This is a genomic window from Bordetella genomosp. 5, from assembly GCF_002261315.1.
Lineage (GTDB): Bacteria > Pseudomonadota > Gammaproteobacteria > Burkholderiales > Burkholderiaceae_B > Bordetella.
In genome coordinates, this window is sequence record NZ_NEVP01000010.1 from 348,606 (window position 1) to 371,523 (window position 22,918).

Sequence of the window (22,918 nt, forward strand, 5' to 3'; positions counted from 1 at the left end):
ATGAACAACATCGACCTCACGCAGCGCAAGGACGCCGCCACGCCCCGGGGCGTCGGCGTCATGTGCAACTTCTACGCCGACCGCGCGGAAAACGCCGAGCTCTGGGACATCGAAGGCCGCCGCTACATCGATTTCGCCAGCGGCATCGCGGTGCTCAATACGGGTCACCGGCACCCCCGCCTGATCGATGCCATCGAAGCGCAGATCCGGCGTTTCACGCATACGGCCTACCAGATCGTGCCCTACGCCAGCTACATCGAGCTGGCCGAAGAGATCAACCGTCTGGTGCCCGGCGCGTTCGCCAAGAAAACCGCGCTCTTCACGACCGGCGCCGAGGCGGTCGAGAACGCCGTCAAGATCGCGCGCGCCGCCACCGGGCGGCCGGCGGTGATCGCCTTCTCGTCGGCCTTCCATGGCCGCACGTTGCTGGGCATGGCACTGACCGGCAAGGTCGTGCCGTACAAGGTGGGCTTCGGGCCCTTCCCGGCCGACATCTATCACGCGCCCTACCCCAACGCGCTGCACGGCGTCAGCACCGACGACGCGCTGGCCGGGCTGAAGTCGCTGTTCAAGACCGACGTGGATCCGCGCAGCGTCGCGGCCGTCATCATCGAACCGGTGCAAGGCGAAGGCGGCTTCAACATCTGCCCGCCCGATTTCATGCTGGCGCTGCGCGCCCTGTGCGACGACCACGGCATTCTGCTGATCGCCGACGAAGTCCAGACCGGCTTCGGCCGCACCGGCAAGCTGTTCGCCATGGAGCACTACGGCGTGGCGCCCGACCTGACCGCGATGGCCAAGAGCCTGGCGGGCGGGATGCCGCTGTCGGCCGTCTGCGGCCGCGCGGAGATCATGGATGCGCCGCCCCCCGGCGGGCTGGGCGGCACCTACGCCGGCAACCCGCTCGCGGTGGCGTCGGCGCTGGAAGTGATCAAGGTGATCGAGCAGGAAGACCTGCTGGCGCGGGGCACCCAGCTCGGCGATCGCCTGCGCCACTATCTCGACGAGCTGCGGCACGAGGTGCCCGAGATCGCCGAGGTGCGCGCGCTCGGCGCCATGGTGGCGGTGGAGTTCCGCCAGCCCGGCTCCGATGCGCCGAGCCCCGAATTCACCCGGCGCGTGCAGGCGCGCGCGCTCGAGAAAGGCCTGCTGCTGCTCACCTGCGGCACCGACGGCAACGTGATCCGGTTCCTGTTCCCGCTCACCATCACCGAAGCATTGATGGACGAGGCGCTGGACATCCTGGGTCAGGCGTTGCGCGGCTGAACATACACATCCAAGGAGACATCGATGAACCGTCCCAGTGCGATCCCGACCGTGCAGATCGACAACGACCAGGTCAAGGTCACCGAGTGGCGCTTTCCGCCCGGCGGCGAGACCGGCTGGCACCGCCATGGCATGCACTACGTGGTGGTGCCGATCAGCACCGGCGACCTGCTGCTCGAAACGCCCGACGGCGAAGTGCGCAGCCCGCTCAAGACGGGCGTGTCGTATACCCGCCCGGTCGGCGTGGAACACAACGTCATCAATCCCAACGACACCGAATTCGTCTTCGTCGAGATCGAACTCAAGCACGCATAAGCCATCGCGAGGACCACCATGAAGGCGTTTTTTTCAGAAGAACAGCTGCTGCATGAACCGCAGCAGTTCATGCGTCTGGGCCGCCTGTGCGCGCCCACCGATCTGCCCGCCCGCGCCGAGACCCTGCGCGCCATGTTGCAGAGCCGCGGCATCAGCGTCGAGAATCCGCCCGACTTCGGCCGCGCCCCGCTCGAGGGCGTGCACAGCAACGAGTATCTCGACTACCTCGAGCATGCCTACACCCGCTGGCAGGCGCTGCGCGGCAGTGGCCTGGAGCCCGGCATGGAAGTGCTGCCCAACCTCTCGCCCTATTACAACGGCCGGGTCGAACACGCGGCGCGCGGTCCCTGCCCCTCGACCTCGATCGTGGCCGAGACGGGCTATTACCTGAGCGACCTGTCCTGCCCGATCGGCCCGCACACCTGGCGCTCGGCGCTGCGCTCCACCCACAATGCCGTCGCGGCGGCCGACTGGGTGCTGCAGAACGACGGGCTGGCCTATGCGCTCTGCCGCCCCTCCGGTCACCATGCGCATCGCGACCGCGCCGGCGGCTTCTGCTATCTCAACAGCAGCGCCACCGCCGCGCATCGTCTGTCGCAGACCTGGGACCGCGTCGCCGTGCTCGATGTCGACGCGCACCATGGCGATGGCACGCAGAACATCTTTTATCAGCGCTCGGACGTGATGACGCTGTCCCTGCACGCCGATCCGACCGCCTACTACCCCTTCTACACGGGCTATGCGCACGAGCGGGGCTACGGCAGCGGTCACGGCTACAACCTCAACTTTCCGCTGGCCCACGGCGCCGACAATGCCGTGTTCCTGGAGGCGCTCGACAACGCGCTGATCGCGCTGCGCGACTACCGGCCGCAGGCATTGGTGCTCGCGCTCGGCTTCGACACCTACAAGGACGACCCGATCAGCGTGCTGCGCCTGGACCTCGATGCCTATCGCCATATCGGCGAGCGCATCAACAGCCTGGGCCTGCCGACCGTGGTGGTGCAGGAAGGCGGCTACCAGGTCGACAGCATCGGCCGGGCGCTCGACGCCTTCATGCAGGGCATGGCGGCGGTGCCGGCCTGACGCCATGGACACCCCGCTGATGGCGCGGTCCGGGCGACCGGACCGCGCGCCACCGTCGCAGGAGCTTGCGGCATGAGCGCTTCCTCTCCGGCCGCGCCGTCACGCGGCGCCGGCATTGCGTATTTCATGGCGGCGCTGGTGTCGTTCGCCACCTTCGATGCTGCGTGCAAGCATCTGCTGCAGTTCTACCCCGCGCCGTTCCTGAACATCATGCGCTACAGCACGGTGGCGGTGCTCGCCGCCTACCTGCTGGTGCGCCATGGCGTGCCGCGCTGGTCCACCCAGACGCATCGCGGGCTGCTGCTGGTGCGCGGCCTGGCGCTCGGCACCGTCGGCACCTGCTTCATGACGGCGCTGATCTGGATGCCGCTTTCCGAGGCCACCGCCATCTATTTCACGTCGCCGCTCATCATGGTGGCCCTGTCGCCCTGGCTGCTGGGCGAACGCGTGGGACGCGCCCAATGGGCGGCCGTGATCGCGGGCTTTGCCGGGATGCTGCTGATCGTGCGCCCCGGCGCCAATCTGCCCGCGCTGGGCACGGCACTCATGGCCATCTCCGCCGTGAGTTATGCCGTGTTCCAGGTACTGACGCGCAAACTGGCGGGCAAGGTGCCAGGCCCGGTTCAGTACGCCTACACTGCCTTCGTCTGCCTGGTCATGACCGCGCTGCCCGCCCCCTTCTTTCTGCCCGACCCGTTTCCGGGGCTGCGGGATGCGCTGTTCATCCTGGGGCTGGGCATCTGCAACGGCGCGGCCCAGATCTTTTTGATATCCGCCTTCCAGCGCGTCGAAGCCTCCACGCTCGCCCCGCTCAACTACTGCCATCTGCTGATGGCGGTCGCGTTCTCGACCTTCTGGTTCGACCGGCCGCCCGACGCGTTGGCCATGTCCGGCATGGCTCTGATCGTGGCCGCCGGCATCTTTCTCGTCACGCGCCGCCCTCGCGCGGCCTGAACGTCTTTCGGAGCCTCCTCATGTCTCAACTTCCTCCGCTCTCAGAATGGGAAGCCCGCGCTGCCCAGATCCAATTCCGTAACCAGGCCTTCATCGACGGCGCATGGGTCAGCGGCGGTGGCGAGCCCATCGCCGCCATCAATCCCGCCACGGGCCGCGTGCTGACGGAAGTGGCCGCCTGCACCGAGGCCGACATCGACCGCGCGGTCGCGGCCGCCCGCCGGGCTTTCGAAAGCGGCGCCTGGAGCGGCCTGCCCCGGCGCGAACGCAAGGCGCGGCTGCTCAAGCTCGCGGCGCTGATCCGCGAGCATGCCGAAGAGCTGGCGCTCATCGAAACGCTGGACATGGGCAAGCCCATCGGCGACACGATGGCCTACGACATCCCCGAGACCGCCACCACGTATCAGTGGTATGCGGAAACCCTCGACAAGCAATACGACGAGATCGCACCGACCGATGCCGACTCGCTCGCCACCATCACCCGCGAGCCGCTGGGCGTCGTGGCCGCGGTGGTGCCGTGGAACTATCCGCTGCTGATGGCTAGCTGGAAGGTCGCGCCCGCGCTGGCCGCGGGCAACAGCGTGGTGCTCAAGCCCGCCGAGCAATCGATGCTGACGGCGCTCAAGCTGGCCGAGCTGGCCTTCGAGGCGGGCATACCCGCCGGGGTGCTCAACGTCGTGCCGGGCACCGGTCCTGTCGCCGGGCGTGCGCTCGGCCTGCACATGGACGTGGACTGCCTGGCGTTCACGGGCTCGACCGCGACCGGCAAACGCTTCATGGAATATTCCGGTCAGTCCAACCTGAAACAGATCTGGCTGGAGTGCGGCGGCAAGTCGCCGCATATCATTTTCGACGACTGCCCCGACCTCGATCGCGCGGCGCTGGCCGCCGCCGTCGGCATCTTCAACAATCAGGGCGAGGTCTGCATCGCCGGATCGCGGCTGTATGTGCACAGCAAGGTCTACGACGCTTTCCTCGCCAAGATCGAGGAATGGGCCGGCAAGATGCAGCCGGGCAACCCGCTGGATCCCGCGTCGATGATGGGCGCCATCGTCGACGAACGTCAGCTCGACCGCGTCATGCATTACATCGGCACCGGCAAGCAGGAAGGCGCGCGGCTGCGCACCGGCGGCGAGCGGGTGCGGCACGAGAGTGGCGGCTACTTCGTAGCGCCCACGATTTTCGAGGTCGACGGCGCGGACCACACCATCGTGCGCGAAGAGATCTTCGGCCCCGTGCTCGCGGTGACGCGTTTCGAGACCGAGGACGAAGTGGTGGCGCTCGCCAACCAGTCGATCTACGGTCTCGGCTCGGGGCTCTGGACCGCCGACCTCTCGCGCGCGCACCGGGTGTCGCGCCGCCTGCGGGCCGGGCTGGTGTGGGTGAACTGCTATTTCGACGGCGACGTCACGGTGCCCTTCGGCGGCGTAAAGCAGTCCGGCTTCGGCCGCGACAAGTCGCTGCACGCGCTGGAGAAATACAGCGCGCTCAAGACGACCTGGTTCAAGCTGTAAGGCGGGGACGGCGGCCCCGGGACGCCGGCGGGCGTAGCGGGGGGCCGCGCAGCAGCTGCCGGCGCGCCCCGGCGGCCCCCGCGCGGGGACCGACGTGGCGGCCGACCTCGGCTCAATAGCCCCGATCGCGCGAGACCATTCCGCTGACGGGCTCGCCGCGCTGGAACGCGCGGATCTTGCTCGCCACCTGGGCGATGGTCTCGCGGCGCAGGCTCAGCGCGGCCACGTGCGGCGTGATCGTGACGCGCTTGTCGTTCCAGAACGGATGGCCCGCGGGCAGCGGCTCTTCGCGGAACACATCGAGCGTGGCGCCCGACACATGGCCCTGGTCGAGCAGCGTGATCAGGTCTTCTTCGACCAGATGCGCGCCGCGGCCCATATTGATGATGTACGCGCCCGACTGCAGCTGCAGCATCGTTTCGAAGCTGATCAGATCGCGCGTATCGGGCGTGAGCGGCAGCGTGTTGATGAGCACGCGGGTGCGCGCCAGGAACGGCGACAGGCCGGCGGAACCGCCAAAAGCCTCGATGCCGTCGGGGGTCTTGCCGCTGCGCGACCAGCCCGCCACCGGATAATCCAGCGCGGCGAGCGCGGTGGCGACACGCGCGCCCATCACGCCCATGCCGAGCACGCCCACGGGCCACGCCGCGCGGTCGATCTCGGGCAACGGCTGCCACACGCCCTCGCGCTGCTGCGCTTCGTATTGATCAAACTGACGGCTCGCGCGCACCAGCGCGTGCGCCGCGTATTCGGCCATCTGCACGGCCATGCCGGCGTCTTCGAGGCGCACGATGGGCAGATCGGCGGGCAGGCTGGGCAGGCGGAACAGCGCGTCGACGCCGGCGCCGAGATTGAACGCCACGCGCAGCTTGCGCTCCCGTGCGAACAGCGCATCGGGCGCGTTCCAGACGACCGCGATATCGGCATCCTGCACGGGCTGATCGGCATGCCACATCACGACTTCCGTGCCCGGCAAGGCGGCGGCAAGCGGATCGAGCCACTCGGCCGGTTCGATTTCATGACTCGAAGAAAAGATAACTTTCACGTTTGGGACCCGTACTTCGTGCTGACTGAAAAAAAACCGCGAAATGCGTCACGACTGGCGGACACGCGCGTGTGAGGCGCTGCGGATTGGCGGATAATGCATCCCGATGATATCCCAGCCACGCAGCACGCTGGCACTGATTTGCGACGATGGCGCACCGCGCGTGGCCATCGTGGCCACACCTCCCGGAACCGACGTTCATGTCCACTCTCAGTCCCACTCAGCAGCAAGACGTAGACTTCCAGCTTCATCCCTACACCAACGCCGTCAAGCACGGTGAGGTCGGACCGCGCATCATGACGCGCGGCGAAGGCATCTACGTCTACGACGATCAAGGCAACCGCTACCTCGAAGGCATGGCGGGGCTGTGGAGCGTGGCGGTGGGCTTCGGCGAACCGCGGCTGGTCGACGCGGCCACGCGCCAGTTGCAAGAGCTGCCCTACTATCACACGTTCACGCACAAGTCGCATCCGAGCGTGATCGAGCTTTCCGAGCGCCTGATCGGCTATACCGAAGGCCGCATGGCCAAGGTCTTCTTCACCAACTCGGGCTCCGAGGCCAACGACACCGTCGTCAAGCTGGTCTGGTACTACCACAACGCCCTGGGCCAGCGCGCCAAGAAAAAAATCATTGCGCGCCAGCGCGGCTATCACGGCGTGACCGTGGCTTCGGCCAGCATGACCGGCCTGGCCGGCAACCACAAAGACTTCGACCTGCCGCTGCCGCAGATGCTGCACACGGCCTGCCCGCACCACTACCGCTACGCGCTGCCCAACGAAACCGAAGAAGACTTCGCCACGCGTCTGGCCGACGAGCTCGAAGCGCTGATCCTGCGCGAGGGCGCCGACACCGTGGGCGCGTTCATCGGCGAACCGGTCATGGGCGCCGGCGGCGTGATCGTTCCGCCCCGCACCTACTGGGACAAGATCCAGGCCGTCTGCCGCAAATACGATGTGCTGATCGTGGCCGACGAAGTCATCACCGGCTTCGGCCGTCTGGGCAAGCGCTTCGGTTCCGACGTGTTCGGCATCGAGCCCGACATCATGGTGCTGTCCAAGCAGATCACCTCGTCGTACCAGCCGCTGGGCGCCGTGCTGCTCAATTCCAAGGTGGCCGACACGGTGGCCGCTCACAGCGGCAAGCTCGGCACCTTCGGCCACGGCTATACCGCCAGCGGCCATCCGGTGGCCACCGCGGTCGCGCTCGAAAACCTCCGCATCATCGACGAACGCGGTCTCATCGCGCATGCCGCCGACATGGGCGAGCTGCTGCACCAGGAGCTCAACGCGCTGTCCGGTCACCCGCTGGTGGGCGAAGTGCGGGGCGTCGGCCTCATCGCCGGTGTCGAGCTCGTGGCCGACAAGGCAACGCGCGCGCCGTTCGATCCGCTCGGCAGCGCCGGCGCCTACGCCTACGAACGCGCCCACGATCACGGTCTGATCGTGCGCGGCATCCAGGACACCGTTGCGTTCTGCCCGCCGCTCATCATCAGCGCCAGCCAGGTGCGCGACATGGTCGCCCGCTTCGCGCGCGTGCTCGACGACACGGCGGCCAAGCTCGGCCGCTAAGCCACGCCTGGCCACCCGTCACGGCATCCGGTCCGCCACACGCGGGGCCGGATGCCGCAGCGCCGCCCTCGCCTACCAGTAGTAAGGCCGTCCATAGCCGCGCGGGTACCGGTAATACGGCTGCACGTAATAGGGCTGCACATAGTAGGGCTGAGAGTAATACGGCCGCACCACCGCGGCCGGCCGGGCCGGTACCACCACGCATCCGCCCAACAGCGCCAGCACGGCAGTGCCGCCCAGCGCGCGCATCAGCATCTTCATGACCTGCTCCATCGCGGCATAAACCAAGGCCGCCACAGATAAAGACCGCCGCGCGAAGGCGGCGGTTCCGGTCATGAAACGCAGCGAAACAGGCCGCGCATAAGCGACGTAGAACGGCCCCGGCGGCGCGCCAGGGCCGACGCAATCGGCTATCGCCGACGCGATCCCAGTAGCGAACCCAGCACGCCACGCACGAGTTCACGCGCCACCTGCCGCGCGGTGCTCTTGGCCACCGACTGCACCACCCCGTCGCGCTTGCCGCCGCGCGGGCCGGTCGAGCCGAACAGAATATCGTTCAGCCCTTTGAGCAGGCCGCCCTCCTCTTCGGCGGGCGCCGTCCCCGCTTTTCCAGCCGGGGCGGGCGGCTGCGGCTTTCCGGCGCTCTCCGCGGGGCGCGCGGCGCGCTGCACCAGCACCTCGTAGGCGGACTCGCGGTCGACGCTTTGCTCGTACTTTGCCGCGAGCGGCATCCCCTGGCGCACGGCCTGCCGCTCGGCGGCGCTGGCGGGGCCGATGCGGCTGCCCGGCGGCAGAATCCAGGCGCGCTCGGTGGGGGTGGGACGGCCCTTCCCGTCGAGCAGCGACACCAGAGCCTCGCCCACGCCCAGCTCCGTGATGGCGGCCTCGATATCCAGGCCAGGATTCGGGCGCATGGTCTGCGCCGCCGTCTTTACCGCCTTCTGGTCACGCGGCGTGAACGCCCGCAGCGCGTGCTGGATGCGGTTGCCCAGTTGCCCGAGCACCGTATCGGGGATGTCCAGCGGATTCTGGGTAACGAAATACACGCCCACGCCTTTGGAGCGCACCAGCCGCACCACCTGCTCGATCTTGCCGAGCAGCGCCGCCGGCGCGTCGGCGAACAGCAGATGCGCCTCGTCGAAGAAGAACACCAGGCGCGGCTGCTCGGGATCGCCGATCTCGGGCAGCTTCTCGTAGAGATCCGCCAGCAGCCACAACAGAAACACGCCGTAGAGGCGCGGCGCCTGCATGAGCTTGTCGGCGGCCAGGATGTTGACCACGCCGCGGCCCTGCGCGTCGGTGCGCATCAGATCCGCCACATCGAGCATGGGCTCACCGAAAAAACGGTCGGCCCCCTGCGACTCGAGCTGCAGCAGGCTGCGCTGGATCGCGCCGACGGATGCGGACGACACGTTGCCGTAGCGCAGCTTGAGCTCCGCGGCGCGGTCGGCCACGTGCTGCAGCATCGCCCGCAGGTCTTTGAGGTCGAGGATGAGCTGGCCTTCGTCGTCGGCCACCTTGAACACCAGGCTGAGCACGCCTTCCTGGGTGTCGTTGAGCTCGAGCATGCGCGCCAGCAGCAACGGCCCCATGTCGGAGACGGTGGCACGTACCGGCGTACCCTGCTCGCCGAACACGTCCCACAGGGCGACCGGGCTGGCGCCCCAGACGGGCTCCGGCAGATCGAGATTGCGCAGGCGCTCCTGGAGCTTGGGCGAGGCCACACCGGCCTGCGAGATGCCGGTCAGGTCGCCCTTGACGTCGGCCATGAAGACTGGCGTGCCGATGCGCGAGAACGATTCCGCCAGCAATTGCAGGGTGACGGTCTTGCCGGTGCCGGTGGCGCCGGTGATGCAGCCGTGGCGATTGGCCAGGCCCGGCAAAAGGGACAGTTCGGTGCCGGCGTGGCGGGCAATGACGATCGGATCGGGCATGGCAACTCTCCGGCGGTGTCTGGCGTGGCGTCAAGTGTAGAGCGTCCGGCCCGGCTTGCGGGCGTGGCGCTCGCGACACATTACGGTCACGGTCCGGCGAGGGTGCGCCGGGCACGCTAAAATGCCTTTTTGCAGCCACTTTTCGAGAAGCCATGGCCGGACACAGTAAATGGGCCAATATCCAGCACCGCAAGGGCCGCCAAGACGCCAAGCGGGGCAAGCTCTGGACCAAGATCATCCGCGAGATCACCGTCGCCGCGCGCGCCGGCGGTGCCGACCCCGATAGCAATCCCCGGCTGCGTCTGGCCTGGGACAAGGCGACCGACGCCAACATGCCCAAGGACAACGTCCAGCGCGCGATTCAGCGCGGCGCGGGCGGCGCCGACGGCGACAACTACGAAGAAGTGCGCTACGAGGGCTACGGCGTCGGCGGCGCGGCGGTGATCGTCGACTGCATGACCGACAACCGCACCCGCACGGTGGCCGAAGTGCGCCACGCCTTCTCGAAGAACGGCGGCAACCTCGGCCAGGAAGGCTCGGTGGCCTTCATGTTCAAGCATTGCGGCCAGTTCCTGTTCGCCCCGGGCAGCTCCGAAGACCAGGTCATGGAAGTCGCGCTCGAGGCTGGCGCCGAAGACGTCGCCACCGACGAAGAAGGCGGCATCGAAGTGATCTGCGCGCCGGCCGATTTCGCCACCGTGCGCAAGGCCTTCGAAACCGCCGGTCTCAAGGCCGAGGTCGATGGCATCGTCATGAAGGCGCTCAACGAAACCGAGCTGACCGGCGACGACGCCATCAAGATGCAGAAACTCCTCGACGCCCTCGAGGGTCTGGACGACGTGCAAGAGGTTTACACCAACGTCGTCTTCGACGAAGCACAGTAAGCAATGACCGTGACGCGGCTTCTGGCGGGCCGCGTCGCATCGACATGCCGGCGCCCGTTCGCGGGCACCGCGCCAGTTCCCCGGCCACCGGGCAACTCCTTCAGAATCACCGCAACATGAAACTCCTGGTTATTGGCTCGGGCGGCCGCGAACACGCCCTCGCATGGCGACTGGCCCGCTCCCCCCGCGTGCACAAAGTCTACGTGGCGCCCGGCAACGGCGGCACGCAGCACGGCGACCTGCTGGAGAACGTGCCTTACACCACCGCCGAGGATCTCGCCGCCTTCGTGCAGCGCGAAGGGGTATCGCTGACGGTGGTCGGACCCGAGGCGCCGCTGGCCGCCGGCGTGGTCGACGTCTTCCGTGCCCAGGGCCTGAAGATCTTCGGCCCCACCAAGGCGGCCGCGCAGCTCGAGAGCTCCAAGGATTACGCCAAGGCCTTCATGGAGCGTCACGGCATCCCCACCGCCCGCTACCAGACCTTCACCGATCCGGCGCAGGCGCATGCCTACGTCGACGCCGAAGGCGCCCCCATCGTGATCAAGGCCGATGGCCTGGCCGCCGGCAAGGGCGTGGTGGTCGCCATGACCCTCGAAGAGGCCCACGGCGCGATCGACGCGATGCTGGGCGACGGTTCGCTGGGCGATGCCGGCGCGCGCGTGGTCATCGAAGAATTCCTGACCGGCGAAGAAGCCAGTTTCATCGTGATGTGCGATGGCCGCAATGTGCTCGCGCTGGCCACCAGCCAGGACCACAAGCGCCTGCAAGATGGCGATCAGGGTCCCAACACCGGCGGCATGGGCGCGTATTCGCCCGCTCCCATCGTGACGCCCGAGCTGCACCACCGCATCATGCGCGAGATCATCCTGCCGACCGTGCAGGGCATGTCGCGCGATGGCATTCCGTACACCGGCTTTCTGTACGCCGGCCTCATGATCGCCGCCGGCGACGACCCCGACCGTCCCATCAAGACGCTCGAGTTCAATTGCCGCATGGGCGATCCCGAAACCCAGCCCATCATGATGCGCGTCAAGAGCGACCTGCTCGAGGCGCTCGAGCATGCCGTCGACGGCACGCTGGATCAGGCCGACATCGTCTGGGACCGCCGCACCGCGCTGGGTGTCGTGCTGGCCGCGCACAACTACCCCAACCCGCCCCGCACCGGCGACGTCATCAAGGGTCTGCCCACCGACACCGAAGACGCCGTCGTGTTCCATGCCGCCACGCGCATCGAAGGCAACGAGGTCCAGACCACCGGCGGCCGCGTGCTGTGCGTCACCGCGCTGGGCGACTCCGTGCGCATCGCACGCGAACGCGCCTACGAGGTCGTCAATCAGGTGCACTTCGATGGCCGGCAGTACCGCAGCGACATCGGCTGGCGCGCGCTCAAGCCCTCGCAGCAGAAGTCCGGCAAGTCGGGCGCCTGAGCCGAGCGCCCATGAGCGAGCCCACCTCCGGCATCCCCACCCACGCCGTCCGCGACTACCTCACCGGCCTGCAGGGGCGCATCGTCGATGCGCTCGAGCAGGCGGGCGGGGAATCGTTCCGCACCGACGCCTGGGACCGCCCCGAGGGCGGTGGCGGCGTGTCGCGCCTGATCGAGGGCGGCGCCCTGCTGGAGCGCGGCGGCGTGCTGTTTTCGCATGTCAAAGGCACGCGCCTGCCGCCGTCGGCGAGCGCGCACCGCCCCGAGCTCGCGGGCCGGGGCTGGGAAGCGATGGGCGTGTCGATGGTGCTGCACCCGCGCAACCCGCACATTCCCACCACGCACATGAACGTGCGCATGTTCATGGCGGCGGCGCGGCCGGGCCACGACGAAGCCGACGTGTTCTGGTTCGGCGGCGGGCTCGACCTGACGCCCTACTACCCTCACGCCGACGACGCCCGCCACTTCCATGTGGCCTGCCGCGACGCCCTCGCCCCGCACGGCCCCGACTACTACCCGCGCTACAAGCGCTGGTGCGACGAATACTTCTTTCTCAAGCATCGCAACGAAACCCGCGGCGTGGGCGGCGTGTTCTTCGACGACCTCAACGAGCCCGGTTTCGAGGCCTCGTTCGCGCTGATGCGCTCGGTGGGCGACGCGTTCCTGCCGGCCTACATGCCCATCGTCGAGCGCCGTCGCGCACTGCCCTACGGCGAACGCGAACGCGATTTCCAGGCGTACCGCCGGGGCCGCTACGTCGAGTTCAATCTCGTCTTCGACCGGGGCACGCTGTTCGGCCTGCAGTCCGGCGGGCGCACCGAATCCATCCTGCTCTCGATGCCGCCGGTGGCGCATTGGCGCTACGACTGGCAGCCCGAGCCGGGTTCGCCCGAAGCCGAACTGGCGCCCTTCCTGCAGCCGCGGGACTGGGCCTGAGCGCCATCATGAAACGTATCGGTTTGCTCGGCGGCAGTTTCGATCCCGTGCACGTGGCGCACCTGGCGCTGGCCGACGCGGCACGCGCCGCGCTTGGCCTCGACGAAGTCCAGCTCCTGCCCGCCGCCAACCCCTGGCAGCGCGCGCCGCTGGCCGCCAGCCCGGATCACCGCCTGGCCATGCTGTCGCTGGCGATCGAGGGCCACGCCGGCCTGTCGATCAACCCGATCGAGATCGAACGCGGCGGCGCCACCTACACCGTCGACACGCTCCGCGCGCTTCCCGGTCAGGCGCGTTATTCGTGGCTGCTGGGCGCCGACCAGCTCGCCAATTTCTGCACCTGGCGCGACTGGCAGGAGATCGCCACCCTGGTGGAGCTTGCCGTGGCCGTGCGCCCCGGCACGCCCCTGAAGACCCCGCCCGAGCTGGCCGCCTGGCTCGCCCGCCAGGGCGGACGACTGCGCGAGCTGCCGTTCACCCCGCTCGATATTTCGGCCTCCGACATCCGCCGGCGGCTGGCGCGGGGGGAGTCCACCGAGGGGCTGCTGCCGCCGTCCGTGGCGCGGTACATCGCGCACCACGATCTGTACCAATGACACCCGGGGGCCGCCCCCGTTTTTATCACCCTTTTTTCATCCCCTTTTCACCCTCGCGGCGGGCCTGAGCCCGGCGCGAGGCGGGTTATAGTTGCATCCATGGATATTCAGAAACTACAACGCGCCGTCATCGATGCCCTCGAAGACGTCAAGGCGCAAGACATCAAGGTGTTCAACACGACGCACCTGACGAGTCTGTTCGACCGCGTGATCATCGTCAGCGGCACCTCCAATCGCCAGACCCGGGCACTCGCCTCGAGCGCTGCCGATTGCGGCCGTGCCCTGGGCCTGACCGGCGTGACGGTCGAAGGCGAAGACACCGGCGAATGGGTCGTGGTCGACCTGGGCTATATCGTCGTGCACGTGATGCAACCCGCGATCCGCCAGTATTACAACCTCGAAGAGATCTGGGGCGACAAGCCGGTGCGCGTCAAGCTGCTGCCCGAATCGTCCCGCCCGGCGCCGACCGACGCCGATCCGTACTGATCGGCTTCCGATGAAGCTGATCGTCGCGGCCGTCGGCACCCGCATGCCGGGCTGGGTCGAAACCGCCTGGGACGACTACGCCAAGCGCCTGCCGGCCGATTGCGCGCTCGAACTGCGCGAGATCAAGCCCGAACCCCGCACCAGCGGCAAAACGCCGGCCCAGATGATGGCCGCCGAAGCCCGCCGCATCGACGCGGCACTGCCTTCGGGCGTGCTGCGCATCGCGCTCGACGAGCGCGGACGCGACCTCACCACCGTCGCCCTCTCGCAGCAGCTCGAAAAGTGGCGCGCGGGCGGCAGCGATGTCGCGTTTCTGGTGGGCGGCCCCGACGGCCTGGATGCCGAGCTCAAGGCCTCCTGCGCGGGCATGATCCGGATTTCGTCGCTGACCCTGCCCCATCCCATGGTGCGCGTGCTGCTGGCGGAGCAGCTCTATCGCGCCTGGGCCATCATGACCAATCACCCTTATCACCGCGCATGACCGTGTCCGACGCCCGCGTATACCTCGCCTCGGCCAGCCCGCGCCGCCGCGAGCTCCTGACCCAGATCGGTGTCGCCCATGAGGTGCTGCGCGTCCCGTCGCCACCCGGCGAAGACGAACCGCAGCTGGCGGGCGAGAGCGCGGCCGATTATGTGCGGCGCACCGCGCGCGACAAGGCCGAGCGCGGCATGGCCTGGCTGGCCGCGTCCGATCTGCCCGCCCTCCCCCTGCTCGCCGCCGACACCACCGTGATTCTCGACGGCCTGGTGCTGGGCAAGCCGGCCGACCGCGCCGACGCGACCCGGATTCTCGGCGCCCTGTCCGGCCGCGAACACGAGGTGCGCACCGCGGTCGTCCTGGCTCATGCCGGCACGCTCACGGAAGCGCTGTCGGTCACGACGGTGCGTATGCGCGTGCTCGAGGCGGACGACATCGAGCGCTACTGCGACAGCGGAGAACCCTTCGGCAAGGCGGGCGCGTACGGCATCCAGGGCCTGGGCGGCGCCTTCATCGCCCACATCTCCGGCAGCTACACCGGCGTGATGGGACTGCCGGTATTCGAAACCGCCGGGCTGCTGCGCGAGGCCGGCATCGTCATCCCCTGACGCGCGCCGCTCGCAGCCGTCGCCCCAAGAAAAAACCCGTTGCGCGCGCAACGGGTTTTTTTATCCTCACCGCGGTCTGGCCGCGGAGGCGGTCAACCTGCCTGATGCGAAGGCTGATGCGAGACCGGCAGATGCGGCTGGGCCTCGGGCACGGCGGGCGCCACGTCCGGCAGCTGACCGTTGAGCGCGGCGTCGAGCTGGTCGTGGTCGAGCTCGCCTTCCCAGCGCGCCACCACGATCGAGGCCGTGGCGTTGCCCACCAGATTGGTCAGCGCGCGGCACTCGGACATGAAGCGGTCCACGCCGAGGATCAGTGCCATGCCGGCCACCGGCACGGTGGGCACCACCGACAGCGTGGCGGCCAGCGTGATGAAGCCCGCGCCGGTGACGCCGGCGGCGCCCTTGGAGCTCAGCATCGCCACGAGCAGCAGCAGGATCTGGTCACCGAGGCTGAGCGGAATATCGCACGCCTGGGCGATGAACAGCGCCGCCATCGTCATGTAGATATTGGTGCCGTCCAGGTTGAACGAGTAACCGGTCGGGACCACCAGGCCTACCACCGACTTGGAACACCCTGCGCGCTCCATCTTCTGCATCAGCGTGGGCAGAGCGGCTTCGGACGAGCTCGTGCCGAGCACCAGCAGCAGCTCTTCGCGGATGTAGCGCACGAGCTTGATGATCGAAAAGCCGTTGTAACGCGCGACCAGCCCCAGCACCACGACCACGAACAGGACCGAGGTGGCGTAGAACGTGCCGACCAGCATGGCCAGGTTGATCACCGACTTGATGCCGTACTTGCCGATGGTGAAGGCCATGGCGCCGAACGCACCCACGGGCGCCGCGCGCATCAGAATGGCCACCAGCTTGAACACCGGCCGCGACAGCGCATTCAGGAAGTCCAGGATCGGCTTGGCGCGTTCGCCCACCAGCGCCATCGAGATGCCGAACAGCACGGCCACGAACAGCACCTGCAGGATGTCGCCGCTCACGAACGGGCTGAAGATCGTCGACGGGATGATGTTGAGCAGAAAGCCCGTGATGGTCGAATCGTGCGCCTTCGTCACGTAATCGGCCACCTGCTTCTGGTCCAGCGAGGCCGGATCGATGTGCAGACCCGCACCCGGCTGCACGATGTGGCTGACCAGCATGCCGATGATGAGCGCCAGCGTCGAGAAGACCAGGAAGTACAGCATGGACTTGCCCGCCACGCGGCCCACCTTCTTCAGGTCGCTCATGGCCGCGATGCCGGTCGCCACGGTGATGAAGATCACCGGCGCGATGATCATCTTGACCAGCTTGATGAAACCGTCGCCCAGCGGCTTCATGGCTTCGCCCAGGTCGGGCTTGAAGTAGCCGAGCAGCACGCCCACCACAATCGCGAACAGCACCTGCACGTACAGGATTTGATAGAACTTCTGCTTGCGCACCGGCGTGCCGGCGCCTTGATCCATGTCGATCATCGGGATGTCCCCACCAGAAACCCTCGGGCAGCCACGCGGCCACTCTCCAGGCGGTTATGTTTTGACGTTTATGAAGCCACGTTGCCGCGGCACCGTCTTTTCTTATGCAAAGCCTGTGCCAGTTTCGACCGACTCGTAGGATTTCAAGCAAGCCATTGATTACACTCAACTTCTGCGCGAAGCGGCGACAGGAACGCCTGTGCCCATGAGCGGAAACCCGCACGCGAACAAGCTATACTGTGCGAAATTCCGCACATCCGTGCGGTGTACGTGATCGGCCTGCTGGCCATCTCCATGCGCCCCGACTCAGATCCCCTTCCGCCTCAAGCCCCGGCCTCACCGCGCCGCTGGGGCCTGACCGCCACGCTGCTGCTGGCGGGCCTGGCGCTGACCCTCGTGGCCCTGTTCGCCGCGACGCGCTGGGCCGGCCAGCGCGCGCTCGATGAAGTGGCCGCCCGCACCGATGCGGCCATCCAGCTGAACCGCGTGGCGCTGCGCAGCAGCCTGGACAAATTCCGGGCGATGCCCCTGGTGCTGGCGCAGGACCCCGAGGTGCTGCTGGCCTTGCGCGAGCGCGACCAGGCCCAGATCGAGCGGCTCGACGACAAACTCGACGCGCTGGCGCGGGGCGTCGGCGCCTCGGCGATCTACCTGCTCGACACACAAGGGCGGGCCATCGCGGCCAGCAACTGGCGCGAGCCCGCCACCTTCGTCGGCGTCGATTACCAGTTCCGCCCTTACTTCCGCCTCGCGGTGGCGCAGGGCCAGGCCGAATATTTCGCGCTAGGGACGGTCAGCCACGAACCCGGCCTCTACCTCTCGCGCCGCATCGACGCGGCGCCGGGTCGATTGGCGGGCGTGATCGTGCTGAAGATGGAGTTCAACGCGCTCGAGGCCGATTGGCAGGTCTTCGGCGATCCGCTGTTCGTCACCGACGAACAGGGCGTGCTGCTCATCGGCAACGTGCCGCAATGGCAATTCCGCACGCTCCATTCCCTGCCTGAAGCCCGCGTCCAGGCGCTGCGCGAGAGCCTGCAGTTCGGTGAAGCGCCGCTTACGCCATTGCCGCTCGAGCCCCTGCCCTCGCGCTCGTCCGAGCCGCCCGTCACGGCGGACGCGCCGCGCAACGTGCTCGCCCGCCTGCGCGAATCCGTCGGCAACCTGCCGGCCGGCGCCACGGTGCTGCATTCGGCGCTGCCGGTGCAGGGCACGGCAGGCTGGACCCTGCACATCCTCGCGCCCACGCAGGCCGCCGTCGCACGGGCGACCACCAACGCGCAGCTCACGGTGCTGCTGCTGCTTGCCGGCGCCAGTGCGCTGGCGGTCTTTCTCGTCTACCGCCGCAATCAATTGCAGCGCCGCACACTCGAACAGGCCCGCATCAAACAGGAGCTCGAGACCCAGGTGCAGACCCGCACCCGCCAGCTGCGCGCCACCAACACCGAGCTGTTGGCACAGATCGATGAGCGGCAACGCACCGAGTCGCGCCTGCACGCCATGCAGGACGAACTGGTGCAGGCCAACAAACTGGCCTTGCTGGGTCAGGTGGCCGCAGGGGTGGCGCACGAGCTCAATCAGCCGCTCGCGGCCATTCGCGCCTACGCCGATAACGCCGCTGAATTCCTGCGGCGCGACGAGCCCGCCCCGGCTCGGGAGAATCTTCAAACCATCGCGCGGCTCACCGAGCGCATCGGCAACGTGACTGGCGAGCTGAGGACGTTCTCCCGCAAAGCAGCCGCGCACGTGGTGCCGTTGCGGCTGGCCGATGCCATCGAGGGCGCGCTCATGCTGGTCGGCCCCCGGCTCAAGCGCCAGCAGGTGGCGCTGCATTACGACCCGCTGCCCGCCCACCTCGACGTGCTGGCCGACCGCATGCGGCTGGAGCAGGTCCTGGTCAATCTTTTGCAGAACGCGCTCGATGCCCTCGAACATCAGCCCGCCGGCCCGGCCGCACCGGCCATCTCGCTGACCCTGACCGAGCACACGGACACGGTGGCCCTGCGCCTGCACGACAACGGCCCGGGCCTCGACCCCGGCGTGCTGGCCAAACTCTTCACCCCTTTTCAGACCACCAAGCCCGAGGGCCTGGGGCTGGGTCTCGTGATCTCCCGCGACATCCTCACCGAGTTCGGCGGCACGCTGCACGCCAGCAATCCCGCGGACGGCGGCGCCGAATTCACGCTCACGCTGCGGCGTGCCCCCGTGCCACCCGCGACACAGCCATGACGACTCCCGACACCCCGATTTCCGTCATCCTCGTCGACGACGACCCCGACCTGCTCCATGCCACGACGCAGACCTTGCGCCTGCAGGGCATGCAGGTGCATGCGCATGCCAAGGCCGCCGACGCACTCAGCGCCCTGACGCCCGATTTCGACGGCGTGATCGTCACCGACGTGCGCATGCCCGGTATCGACGGGCTGGAACTCTTCGCCCGGGTTCGCGCCCTGGACGCCGATATCCCGGTCATTCTCATCACCGGACACGGCGACATTCCGATGGCCGTGCAGGCCATGCGCGACGGCGCCTACGATTTCCTGTCCAAGCCCTATCCCGGCGAACAGCTGGTGGCGGCCCTGCGCCGCGCCGCGGAGAAGCGCCAGCTCGTGCTGGCCAATCGCGCACTGCGGGCGGCGGCCGCGCGACGTGAACCCGACGATCTCCCGTTCATCGGCGTCACGCCCGCCATGCAACGCATCAAGGAAACGCTGCGCCATATCGCCGATGCCGATGTGGACGTGCTGATCGAAGGAGAAACGGGTACGGGAAAGGAGGTCGTCGCCACGATGCTGCACCGGCTGAGTCGCCGCGCGACGCATCCGCTGGTGGCGATCAATTGCGGCGCGCTGCCCGAAACCGTGATCGAAAGCGAGCTGTTCGGACACGAGGCAGGCGCATTCACCGGCGCCCAACGGCGCCGCATCGGCCGCATCGAACATTCCAGCGGCGGCACGCTGTTTCTCGACGAAATCGAGAGCATGCCGCTCGCCGTGCAGGTCAAACTGCTGCGCGTCCTCGAAACGCGTCAGGTCACGCCCCTGGGCACGAACGAGGTGCGCCGCGCCGACCTGCGCGTCGTGGCCGCCACCAAGGTCGACCTGGGCGATCCCAAGCTGCGCGAGCGCTTCCGCGAAGACCTCTACTATCGGCTGAACGTCGTTACGATCCACCTGCCGCCGCTGCGCGAACGGCGCGAGGATATCCCGCTGCTGTTCGCCCACTATGTCGGCCAGGCCGCACAGCGTTTCCAGCGCGAGGTTCCCAAGATGAACGATCAGGTGCGGCGTCATCTGCGCGAGCACGACTGGCCCGGCAACATCCGCGAGCTGGCCCACTTCGCCGAACGCTTCGTGCTGGGCGTGCTCAACCCGCCGGCCCCGCCCGCCGCGGCGCCCGCGCCGGGCCCCATTCTGACGCTGCCACAACGCATGGAGCAGTACGAAGCCGCGCAGATCCGCCAGGCGCTGGCCGCGCATGGCGGCGACGTACGTGCCACGCTCGACGAGCTCGGTCTGCCGCGCAAGACCTTCTACGACAAACTGCAGCGCCACGGCATCGACCGCCAGGAATACGTGGCCGGCGCCAACGAAAACTGAGCCGCGCAACGGCGGCGCGGCGTCGCCCGACGCCGCACGGCGCTACCGCGCGCTGCGGCCGCGCCCGGCGGTCAGATCGATCACCAGCGCCAGGGCCATGGCTCCCGCGCCGATCAAATACAGCGCGCGATGGCTGCCGCCGCTGAGGTTGAACAAGGCGGAATAGCCATACCCGGCGGCCGCCTGAAAGGCCGCGAACACCGTCGTCGCGCGCGTCCAGACCAGACCCTGGACGGCCGCGTTGTCCGGCACCGCATGCGCCACGCGCGCCAGCGCCAGCGGCACCACACCGGGCGGAAAGGTGCCGAGCACGAACGTCAGCACCGCGATGATCGCGTAGCTGTCGGTCAGCACCAGACCGGCGGTCACGACCGCCTGCACGGCCAGCACCCCGCGCAAGGTCGGTCCCGATCCGTACCGGTCGGACAGCGCGCCGTAAAGCATCGGCCCCACGATCGCACCGGCGCCGTAGATGATCCAGAACAGCGCGCCGGTGTGGGCACCCGCGCCGAGACCCCGCGCCACGTAGTCCACCAGGAACGACATGACCGGCACGAAGCCCAGCGCCACCAATCCGTATTCCGCGTAGAACACCATCACCGGCCGCGCCGATTCGGAAGGCACGCTGGCCGAGCCCGTGCTGCTGGCTTGCGTGCGCGCCGGTGACGCCGGCCAGCACCGCCATCCGGTCACGGTAAGCAGCAGCGACAACACGCCGAGTCCCACCCAGGTAGCGGCGAGCCCCTGGTCGAGCAGCAATGGCACCAAGGTGCCCGAGGCCGCGATGCCGATCCCCGCGCCCAGAAAAATCGCGCCGCCGGCAAGCCCCCGGCGCCCCGCCGGCACATGCGGCAGCAAGGTGCCCGCCACCAGCACCATGATCACGCCACCGGCGATACCGGAGGCCAGCCGCCAGCCGAAGAACCAGCTCACGGACAGGGGTAACGCGCAGGCGAAGAACGCGAGCGTGACCAACAACATCATCGTGCGCAGCACGGCCACGCTGTCATAGCGCCGCGCGAGCGGTCGGCCCGCCAGCGCACCCACCAGATAGCCGGCCAGATTGGCCGCGCCCAGATACACCGTATCCGCGGGCGAGAACCAATGCGCCTCCAGCAGGGCCGGCAGCAGCGGCGTGTAGACGAAACGGGCCAGCCCGATGCTGGCCAGGCTGGCGCCGGCGCCGGCATACATGTAGCGCCAGAGCAGACGCGTATCGACAGTGTCGGCAGGCGTGGCAGGCGCGATTGCGGATGGGGTAGACATAAAGCCTCGCGGAGATCGATATCGGCACGTCGCATCTTTGACATACCAGTCAAGTTTGACATACTAGTCAAGATTGACAGCAATGACAAGAATGGCGTATAAACTGGGCTGAGGCTTTCAGAAAATATTCAGTGAGACAGAGATGGCTGGCGTAAGGCAGTTCGATGAAGACGCGGTGCTCGACCGTGCGTTGTCGGTGTTCTGGCAACAGGGCTATGCCGACGCCACGATGCAGGAGCTCGCGGCCGCCACCGGCGTGCAGCGCGGATCCCTGTACAACGCCTATGGCGACAAAGAGACGCTGTTCCTGCGCGTGTTCGACCGCTATCGTGCCCGCTTCCTGGGCGAGGCGCGCCGCGCCCTCGAGCATCCCGATCTGCGCCAGGCGCTCACGGGCTTTTTCGAGTTCCTGATCGGTTCCATGACGTTGGGTACGCCCTCGCGCGGCTGTCTCAGCACCAAGACCGCGCTGGGCGGCGGCGACCACATCGACGCCCGCATCCGCGACACCCTGGCCAGCTTGATCGACGAACAGGAACGCATGTTCCGGCAGCGTCTCGAGGCCGCGGGCCCAGCGCAGCTGGGCACCTTGCCGCCGGCGCAGGCGGCCCAGGTCCTGATCACGTTCATGCGTGGCCTGGTCGTGATCGAGCGCATCTACCAGGATCCCGAACGCCTGCGCAGCGCCGTGCAAAGCATGATCGACGCCCTGCTGGCCCCGGCCGCGTCACCGCAAGCGCGTGCGGCTTAAATCCAGCCTGCCCTCTCGCGCTGTCGCGTCCTGAGCCCGGCGCGCACCTGGTTCAGCCCGCCGGGGACTTCACCATATCGATGTGTGGAATGCCGTCGTCGTCGTACACGCCGCCGACCGGGCGAAAGCCCAGCTCACCATAAAACTTCTGCAGGTGTGCTTGCGCGCCGATCCGGATGCCGGCGCCTGGATACGTCTCTTCGGTAAACGCGATCGCCTCGGCGACCAGCGCGCGCCCCACCTTGAGATGTCTGAACGCGGGCAAGGTCATCACGCGTCCGATCGACGGTTCGTCGTACTTCAAGCCAGGCTCGACCACGCGGGCATACGCCACCAGTGTGTCGCCGGTTCGCACCGCCAGATGCCAGGCCTTGAGATCGAGGCCGTCGGCCTCCTGATACACGCACTGCTGCTCGACGATGAACACGGATTCGCGTGCCCGGAGGATGTCGTACAGCGCGAGCGCGCTGAAATCTTCCAGACGATTCCAGGTAAACGTGAGATCCATCATGTTCGTCGAGTCTCCATTGCGTGCCGTGTTCGTCGGGCGGCGCATCGACGCAGCGCCTGGCTCATGCTCCTCGAGCCGCACTCCGCACGTGTGCTGCGGGTGGCGCAGCGCATCACGTAAAGCGTCGCCCCAAAGACAAAACCCCACTGGCGTGAGCCAGTGGGGTTTTGAGCAATAAAAGCCTGACGATGACCTACTTTCACAAACGAATGTTCACTATCATCGGCGCGAAGGCGTTTCA

At 67.8% G+C, this 22,918-nt stretch carries 22 protein-coding genes; 16 read left to right on the forward strand and 6 right to left on the reverse strand.

The genetic code is table 11. The annotated features are described in order from the left end of the window. The 5 genes from gabT (at window position 1) to CAL25_RS17050 (ending at window position 5,132) form a co-directional block, all read left to right on the forward strand. Window positions 1-1,266: a 4-aminobutyrate--2-oxoglutarate transaminase gene (gene gabT, locus CAL25_RS17030; RefSeq protein ID WP_094802152.1), complete on the forward strand. Its 1,266-nt coding sequence runs from the start codon at window positions 1-3 to the stop codon at window positions 1,264-1,266. 24 nt (window positions 1,267-1,290) lie between these two features. Then, a complete protein-coding gene (locus CAL25_RS17035) occupies window positions 1,291-1,581 on the forward strand; it encodes a cupin domain-containing protein (protein WP_094802154.1) in 291 nt (96 codons plus the stop codon). Between the two features lie 18 nt (window positions 1,582-1,599). After that, on the forward strand, window positions 1,600-2,664 hold the full coding sequence (locus CAL25_RS17040) for a histone deacetylase family protein (protein ID WP_094802156.1): 1,065 nt from the start codon (window positions 1,600-1,602) through the stop codon (window positions 2,662-2,664). 72 nt (window positions 2,665-2,736) lie between these two features. Further along, window positions 2,737-3,618, forward strand: a complete 882-nt coding sequence (locus CAL25_RS17045) for a DMT family transporter (RefSeq protein ID WP_094802158.1) — start codon at window positions 2,737-2,739, stop codon at window positions 3,616-3,618. A 20-nt stretch (window positions 3,619-3,638) separates the two neighbouring features. After that, window positions 3,639-5,132 carry an aldehyde dehydrogenase gene (locus CAL25_RS17050; protein WP_094802159.1) on the forward strand — a complete coding sequence of 498 codons (1,494 nt, stop codon included), beginning with the start codon at window positions 3,639-3,641 and terminating at the stop codon, window positions 5,130-5,132. A 112-nt stretch (window positions 5,133-5,244) separates the two neighbouring features. On the opposite strand, the gene CAL25_RS17055 is transcribed toward CAL25_RS17050, so the two are convergent. Continuing rightward, window positions 5,245-6,087, reverse strand: a complete 843-nt coding sequence (locus CAL25_RS17055; RefSeq protein ID WP_094802234.1) for a 2-hydroxyacid dehydrogenase — start codon at window positions 6,085-6,087, stop codon at window positions 5,245-5,247. Between the two features lie 290 nt (window positions 6,088-6,377). Between CAL25_RS17055 and CAL25_RS17060 the strand changes: the two genes are divergently transcribed. Further along, complete coding sequence (locus tag CAL25_RS17060; protein WP_094802161.1) at window positions 6,378-7,745, forward strand: aspartate aminotransferase family protein; 1,368 nt, start codon at window positions 6,378-6,380, stop codon at window positions 7,743-7,745. A gap of 72 nt (window positions 7,746-7,817) precedes the next feature. On the opposite strand, the gene CAL25_RS17065 is transcribed toward CAL25_RS17060, so the two are convergent. Beyond that, the gene (locus CAL25_RS17065; RefSeq protein WP_094802163.1) at window positions 7,818-8,006 is read right to left on the reverse strand and encodes a hypothetical protein; all 189 of its coding nucleotides are present in this window, start codon (window positions 8,004-8,006) and stop codon (window positions 7,818-7,820) included. Between the two features lie 149 nt (window positions 8,007-8,155). Further along, window positions 8,156-9,679, reverse strand: coding sequence for a helicase HerA-like C-terminal domain-containing protein (locus tag CAL25_RS17070; protein ID WP_094802165.1), 1,524 nt, complete (start codon window positions 9,677-9,679; stop codon window positions 8,156-8,158). A gap of 152 nt (window positions 9,680-9,831) precedes the next feature. On the opposite strand from CAL25_RS17070, the gene CAL25_RS17075 reads away from it, so the two are divergent. The 7 genes from CAL25_RS17075 (at window position 9,832) to CAL25_RS17105 (ending at window position 15,093) form a co-directional block, all read left to right on the forward strand. Then, window positions 9,832-10,563, forward strand: coding sequence for a YebC/PmpR family DNA-binding transcriptional regulator (locus CAL25_RS17075; protein ID WP_094802167.1), 732 nt, complete (start codon window positions 9,832-9,834; stop codon window positions 10,561-10,563). 116 nt (window positions 10,564-10,679) lie between these two features. After that, window positions 10,680-11,990: a phosphoribosylamine--glycine ligase gene (gene purD, locus CAL25_RS17080; protein ID WP_094802169.1), complete on the forward strand. Its 1,311-nt coding sequence runs from the start codon at window positions 10,680-10,682 to the stop codon at window positions 11,988-11,990. Between the two features lie 11 nt (window positions 11,991-12,001). Then, window positions 12,002-12,925 carry an oxygen-dependent coproporphyrinogen oxidase gene (gene hemF, locus CAL25_RS17085; RefSeq protein ID WP_094802171.1) on the forward strand — a complete coding sequence of 308 codons (924 nt, stop codon included), beginning with the start codon at window positions 12,002-12,004 and terminating at the stop codon, window positions 12,923-12,925. 8 nt (window positions 12,926-12,933) lie between these two features. Further along, window positions 12,934-13,521 carry a nicotinate (nicotinamide) nucleotide adenylyltransferase gene (nadD, locus tag CAL25_RS17090; RefSeq protein ID WP_094802173.1) on the forward strand — a complete coding sequence of 196 codons (588 nt, stop codon included), beginning with the start codon at window positions 12,934-12,936 and terminating at the stop codon, window positions 13,519-13,521. A 99-nt stretch (window positions 13,522-13,620) separates the two neighbouring features. Continuing rightward, window positions 13,621-14,007, forward strand: a complete 387-nt coding sequence (rsfS, locus tag CAL25_RS17095) for a ribosome silencing factor (RefSeq protein WP_094802175.1) — start codon at window positions 13,621-13,623, stop codon at window positions 14,005-14,007. Between the two features lie 10 nt (window positions 14,008-14,017). Continuing rightward, window positions 14,018-14,488, forward strand: coding sequence for a 23S rRNA (pseudouridine(1915)-N(3))-methyltransferase RlmH (rlmH, locus tag CAL25_RS17100; protein WP_094802177.1), 471 nt, complete (start codon window positions 14,018-14,020; stop codon window positions 14,486-14,488). Continuing rightward, window positions 14,485-15,093: a Maf family protein gene (locus CAL25_RS17105; protein WP_094802179.1), complete on the forward strand. Its 609-nt coding sequence runs from the start codon at window positions 14,485-14,487 to the stop codon at window positions 15,091-15,093. The genes rlmH and CAL25_RS17105 overlap by 4 nt, the downstream gene beginning before the upstream one ends. 92 nt (window positions 15,094-15,185) lie before the next feature. Here CAL25_RS17105 and CAL25_RS17110 read toward each other — a convergent pair whose 3' ends face one another. After that, window positions 15,186-16,553, reverse strand: a complete 1,368-nt coding sequence (locus tag CAL25_RS17110) for a dicarboxylate/amino acid:cation symporter (protein WP_094802181.1) — start codon at window positions 16,551-16,553, stop codon at window positions 15,186-15,188. Window positions 16,554-16,847: 294 nt separating this feature from the next. Between CAL25_RS17110 and CAL25_RS17115 the strand changes: the two genes are divergently transcribed. Further along, complete coding sequence (locus tag CAL25_RS17115; RefSeq protein WP_249279121.1) at window positions 16,848-18,779, forward strand: ATP-binding protein; 1,932 nt, start codon at window positions 16,848-16,850, stop codon at window positions 18,777-18,779. Beyond that, the gene (locus tag CAL25_RS17120) at window positions 18,776-20,149 is read left to right on the forward strand and encodes a sigma-54-dependent transcriptional regulator (RefSeq protein ID WP_094802183.1); all 1,374 of its coding nucleotides are present in this window, start codon (window positions 18,776-18,778) and stop codon (window positions 20,147-20,149) included. The genes CAL25_RS17115 and CAL25_RS17120 overlap by 4 nt, the downstream gene beginning before the upstream one ends. A 42-nt stretch (window positions 20,150-20,191) precedes the next feature. Here the strand turns inward: CAL25_RS17120 and CAL25_RS17125 are convergent, their stop codons facing one another. Further along, the gene (locus tag CAL25_RS17125; protein WP_094802185.1) at window positions 20,192-21,415 is read right to left on the reverse strand and encodes a YbfB/YjiJ family MFS transporter; all 1,224 of its coding nucleotides are present in this window, start codon (window positions 21,413-21,415) and stop codon (window positions 20,192-20,194) included. A 142-nt stretch (window positions 21,416-21,557) separates the two neighbouring features. Here CAL25_RS17125 and CAL25_RS17130 point away from each other — a divergent pair, with 142 nt between their 5' ends. Next, window positions 21,558-22,166, forward strand: coding sequence for a TetR/AcrR family transcriptional regulator (locus CAL25_RS17130; protein ID WP_094802187.1), 609 nt, complete (start codon window positions 21,558-21,560; stop codon window positions 22,164-22,166). 52 nt (window positions 22,167-22,218) lie between these two features. Here CAL25_RS17130 and CAL25_RS17135 read toward each other — a convergent pair whose 3' ends face one another. Next, complete coding sequence (locus tag CAL25_RS17135; protein ID WP_349290555.1) at window positions 22,219-22,677, reverse strand: GNAT family N-acetyltransferase; 459 nt, start codon at window positions 22,675-22,677, stop codon at window positions 22,219-22,221. Window positions 22,678-22,918 lie beyond the last annotated feature (241 nt).